Annotated in this window: 2 protein-coding genes and 9 tRNA genes; 10 read left to right on the top strand and 1 reads right to left on the bottom strand. The window is 41.9% G+C overall.

Annotation, left to right across the window (positions count from 1 at the left end; all coding sequences use genetic code 11):
- Positions 1-67 precede the first annotated feature (67 nt).
- The 10 genes from AB4161_RS22335 (at position 68) to AB4161_RS22380 (ending at position 3,273) form a co-directional block, all read left to right on the top strand.
- A tRNA-Asn gene (locus tag AB4161_RS22335) sits at positions 68-143 on the top strand.
- Positions 144-214: 71 nt separating this feature from the next.
- Positions 215-290, top strand: a tRNA-Thr gene (locus AB4161_RS22340).
- A gap of 7 nt (positions 291-297) precedes the next feature.
- A tRNA-Phe gene (locus tag AB4161_RS22345) sits at positions 298-373 on the top strand.
- Between the two features lie 56 nt (positions 374-429).
- A tRNA-Asn gene (locus tag AB4161_RS22350) sits at positions 430-505 on the top strand.
- 382 nt (positions 506-887) lie between these two features.
- On the top strand, positions 888-2,513 hold the full coding sequence (locus AB4161_RS22355; protein ID WP_372084345.1) for a methyl-accepting chemotaxis protein: 1,626 nt from the start codon (positions 888-890) through the stop codon (positions 2,511-2,513).
- Positions 2,514-2,748: 235 nt separating this feature from the next.
- Positions 2,749-2,824 (top strand) — tRNA-Phe (locus AB4161_RS22360).
- Positions 2,825-2,880: 56 nt separating this feature from the next.
- Positions 2,881-2,956 (top strand) — tRNA-Thr (locus AB4161_RS22365).
- Between the two features lie 24 nt (positions 2,957-2,980).
- Positions 2,981-3,056: transfer RNA gene (locus AB4161_RS22370), tRNA-Asn, on the top strand.
- Positions 3,057-3,092: 36 nt separating this feature from the next.
- A tRNA-Thr gene (locus AB4161_RS22375) sits at positions 3,093-3,168 on the top strand.
- Between the two features lie 29 nt (positions 3,169-3,197).
- Positions 3,198-3,273: transfer RNA gene (locus tag AB4161_RS22380), tRNA-Asn, on the top strand.
- Positions 3,274-3,617: 344 nt separating this feature from the next.
- On the opposite strand, the gene AB4161_RS22385 is transcribed toward AB4161_RS22380, so the two are convergent.
- Positions 3,618-4,013, bottom strand: a complete 396-nt coding sequence (locus AB4161_RS22385) for a DUF2391 family protein (RefSeq protein WP_017060180.1) — start codon at positions 4,011-4,013, stop codon at positions 3,618-3,620.
- Positions 4,014-4,868: the final 855 nt, after the last annotated feature.

Below are 4,868 nucleotides of genomic sequence, written 5' to 3' on the forward strand. Positions count from 1 at the left end.
TCGAGGCACCATTATTTGGTACTTAACAAATAATGGTCTTTATAGACCTGATGTTGAGACAAGTAATTCCCCTTTAGTTCAGTTGGTAGAACGGCGGACTGTTAATCCGTATGTCGCAAGTTCAAGTCTTGCAAGGGGAGCCATTTTTAAAGGACTTCATTTTATATGAGGTTTTAATTGAAGAGTTTAACTCTTTAAGCAAAGAATTTAGTGTGCCGACTTAGCTCAGTAGGTAGAGCAACTGACTTGTAATCAGTAGGTCACCAGTTCGACTCCGGTAGTCGGCACCATTCTTTTGCCTCGATAGCTCAGTCGGTAGAGCAGCGGATTGAAAATCCGCGTGTCGGTGGTTCGATTCCGCCTCGAGGCACCATTATTTGGTGCTTAACAAATAATGGTCTTTATAGACCTGATGTTGACACAAATAATTCCCCTTTAGTTCAGTTGGTAGAACGGCGGACTGTTAATCCGTATGTCGCAAGTTCAAGTCTTGCAAGGGGAGCCACATTCAAGAAAGCCAAGTCGAAAGACTTGGCTTTTTTTCGTGTGAACAAAAACAAACTCTATTCAATATACACATCAGCTCCTCACTAACTCTTAATCAGTCTCGATAAATTGAGTTATCTCCTTTTAGTACTCTTACTACAGCAGTTGATTCTAAGTTCTATAAAGCATATCCACTACAACAGAACCAACGCCTTATAAAGTTCATGACCCGCTAATATTCACATTAAAACAAATAGAACCAAGTCCTGTTACTTTTTTTTCTTCGAAAATTTAATCCCTATCATACTTTGATGTCTTTCTAATATCTGCCTTACACCACTTAGATTAAGATTCGATGAATTATACCTAATACTAATTATTGAATCGCTGCGCGGGGAAATATGAAACTAAAAACGCAAGCTTACTTATTATCGGGCATCATCTTGATCGCCCTGCTAGCACTGACGGCTACAGGCTTATGGACCTTAAGAGTTGCTAGCAACATGGACAACAAAGCTCGCGTAACAGAGCTGTTTAAGAGCGCATACAGCATTCTTACTGAAGTCGAAAAAATGGCGATTGATGGCACACTAGAAGAAGAGCAAGCCAAGCAACTAGCTACTCGCCTTCTACGCAACAACATCTATAAAGATAATGAATATGTTTACGTAGCCGATGAGAACATGACGTTTATCGCGACACCATTAGATCCTCAACTGCACGGAACCAGTTTTAACGACTTTAAAGATGGCGACGGCAATAGTGTTGGGCAGCTAATCCAAAGAGTACTTGGTAATCGTACTGGCGAGATCATTGAGTACACCTGGACACAAAAACTGCCAGATGGAACGATTGAAGAAAAACTGTCTATTGCAGAGAAAACGCCACATTGGGGTTGGGTTGTCGGCACTGGTATCGGGTTCAATGAAGTTAACGCTCGTTTTTGGTCTACTGCTCAATGGCAGCTATTCCTTTGTGTCGTGATTGCTGGTCTTATTCTGGCGAGCCTAATTGTATCCATTAAACGCATGCTAGCGCTTCTTGGCGGCGAACCTAAAGATGTACGAGAAGCAGTACAAGCCGCAGCACAAGGTCGAATTCAAACCTCTTTCGAAACTCAGGCAATTGACGGCAGTATCTATCACGCCGTACAACAAATGAGTAAGTCATTGGCTGAGCTAGTATCAAACCTTGACGCTTCAATGCTGGCATTAAGAGGCGAACTGCAGCGCGTAGAAGATCGCGCTGGGTCAATTGGTCAACTGACAGACACCCAACAGCAATCAACAGAGATGATCGCGACAGCAATGACCGAGATGGCCTCTTCAGCCAATAACGTAGCTGCTTCAGCTAGCGATACCGCGCGCAACACCGACGAGGCCGACAAACAGAGCCAGCATACCCAACAACTCATTCACAACACAGTAGATAACATTCAAGGCTTAGCAGGCCAACTAGGCACAGCAAGCGAAGCTGTCGCTAACCTAGATAACGATGTAAACAACATTGCAAAAGTATTGGATGTGATTGGTGATATAGCGGAGCAAACTAACCTATTGGCACTAAATGCAGCCATTGAAGCAGCTCGAGCTGGCGAACAAGGTCGTGGATTTGCTGTTGTAGCAGATGAGGTTCGTAACCTTGCAGGCAGAACACAATCGAGCACAAAAGAAATCCAATTAATGATTAATAACCTTCAAGAGGGATCTCGCAACGCAATTCAAACCATGGAAGTGTGTGCCGCGACCAGTGAAAGCACCGTAACAGAGTCTCAAAACGCCTCTGAAGCACTACAACAGATTGTTGTCGCATTAGAGTCCATTTCATCAATGAGTCATCAAATCGCAACAGCGGCCGCTGAGCAGACTCAGGTGAGCGATGATATATCGAAGCGTATCAATATGATCGAAGAGAGCGGTAACCAACTGAGCAATGTCGTAACAGAAAGTCATAACAGCACCCAAACTCTTGCCTCTCTTTCCAACGAATTAGAAGCTTGGGTTAATAGGTTTGAAGTAAAACACTAAACTCCCTAGAAAATTTTCAAATAAAAAAGCACGTTTTCATACGTGCTTTTTTTATTTCGGCGCCCATTCAGTGTAGTTAACCGTAGTTTTACTATCTTTTAGGGCATGCTAGACCTAGGTTTTTCACCCCAAATGAGCAAAAACAACCCACTAAGTATAGAAAAACATCAAACGATACTTTTTTTGCAATTTAATGTTGACCCAGAACGCGAAAACACGTTTAATACACCTCGTCGCCCGGATAGCTCAGTCGGTAGAGCAGAGGATTGAAAATCCTCGTGTCGGTGGTTCGATTCCGCCTCCGGGCACCACAATTTATTTGTTGGTGTCTTAGACAACAACAGTAAAGCACAAAGAAATATTATGTGCCGACTTAGCTCAGTAGGTAGAGCAACTGACTTGTAATCAGTAGGTCACCAGTTCGACTCCGGTAGTCGGCACCATTTCTTTAAAGCTTTAAGAATAATTCCCCTTTAGTTCAGTTGGTAGAACGGCGGACTGTTAATCCGTATGTCGCAAGTTCAAGTCTTGCAAGGGGAGCCAAGTTAATCATCAAGCATAAGCTTTTTGATTCATGATGCCGACTTAGCTCAGTAGGTAGAGCAACTGACTTGTAATCAGTAGGTCACCAGTTCGATTCCGGTAGTCGGCACCATTCTCTTGATTAGAGACTAAACAATCAATTCCCCTTTAGTTCAGTTGGTAGAACGGCGGACTGTTAATCCGTATGTCGCAAGTTCAAGTCTTGCAAGGGGAGCCAATTAAAAGAAGCCGCATCATTGATGCGGCTTTTTTGCATCTAAAGATCCTAACTTATTAATACAACTACCCTCACCTTTCAAATACCGTATTCAATTCAGAAACCAACCGTTTTTATATCCTTCCAAAGCTACAAATCTTCGCTACTTAATGCTCTTCAAAATCTCCCAACAACAAACGACACATTCACGTAAGAGTCAGTCACAGTACGTTGCTACTCATTTTATTGACTAGGAGATCGGTTGAAAAAATCAATACTAAGTTTGGAGGTAAGAAAGCTAAATAACGAATCAAGTAAGCGCTGAAAAGCTCTGTAAGACACTTCAATCCAAATTAATACACAGATTACTCTTTATCAAAACTATCCACTACAATAGCGCCCATAGAGGCTGGCATTGAAATAACAATCACTCTTTTGATCGATACGACGGGATCACTCAATAGAGGTAATTTGTCCAGGCAAGTCAGTACCAAAGCAACGACCAATGCCGTCATAACATAAGCAATCACTATTCTGAAAATAAACACCGGCAACCGAGCAACAACATCTTTTTGAAAGACACTCTCATACGTATAGAAGCCTAAGAACACCGCAGACAGTAAAAATAGCAGCAATAGATTAGCGGTAGGTAAAGTCTCCCCTAACTTCCAAGCCTCTTCAGAAAAAGAAATCGGCACGGCCAAGGCAAAAGATCCCACAAAGATCTGGCTCGCATCTTCAAAGTTAAAACTCAATTTCATAATTCGACCCATTAGGTTTAAGGCTTTATCCAGCTCTTAAAATAATCACAAAACTATCCGCCGATGGTTTCGGGGATTTTCTATTCTTACTAAGCAAACAGTAGTGACCTTCTAGCTCATCTTAGTCGCAATAACCAAAACATAACTTGAACTAACCAACAAGAAATCAATATGTTCAGAGCTAAGTGGTCAAACAACTAATTCATATCGAGTCAACAAGCACATCAGAATCGAAGACAGACCGGTAAACATCCTAAAATACCATCCTCTAGAACCAGAGAACATCGCAATCAGTTGGGGGATGAACCTCACTGCACGTGTAGGCACGGATACGAGGGATGCTTTATTTCTTATCTTATATATCCCTTAAGCACAACTTTGGAGCGCAACCTAACAACTCTCACCTTTCAAGCTGAATCTACTCCGCTTCCATCCTTTGAAATGCTTCGAACAAAGCGCTTGATGCTATCGAGAGTGGTTTAAGCTGAATGTATAACAAGAGCTATTAAGTCGACTCATTAAGGGCTATAGCGCTCTTAGCAGAAGCCTCCATGATAGAGCCCTAATTACACGTATCCTATAGATTCACAGATAGAGCAGAAGTCAGATTTCGTAGCCGAAAGGCTGTTAACTAATACTGAGAGCCGCTCACTTAATAAAGGAAACATCTACAGCGCGTATGGCTCGAGTATCTGAATGCTAAACTTAAAGCTATATACGTTTGAAATAATGCTCGAGTCACCTCACAGCTGGAATCAGAAATAATGTAGTCGTAATCATGAGTTGGTTTGAGGAACACCTAATACCAATTAAAGTAAAAATGTGGTCTAATTAGGATTGATGAATTATTGTGAA

Origin of the sequence: Vibrio sp. 10N.286.51.E5 (genome assembly GCF_041469125.1) — a bacterium.
In the GTDB taxonomy this organism is placed as follows: Bacteria; Pseudomonadota; Gammaproteobacteria; order Enterobacterales; family Vibrionaceae; genus Vibrio; species Vibrio crassostreae_C.

Bases quoted from the DNA above. Each gene is read 5' to 3' on its own strand.
- AB4161_RS22385 (WP_017060180.1), bottom strand. From the start codon at position 4,013: ATGAAATTGAGTTTTAACTTTGAAGATGCGAGCCAGATCTTTGTGGGA.
- AB4161_RS22355 (WP_372084345.1), top strand. From the start codon at position 888: ATGAAACTAAAAACGCAAGCTTACTTATTATCGGGCATCATCTTGATC.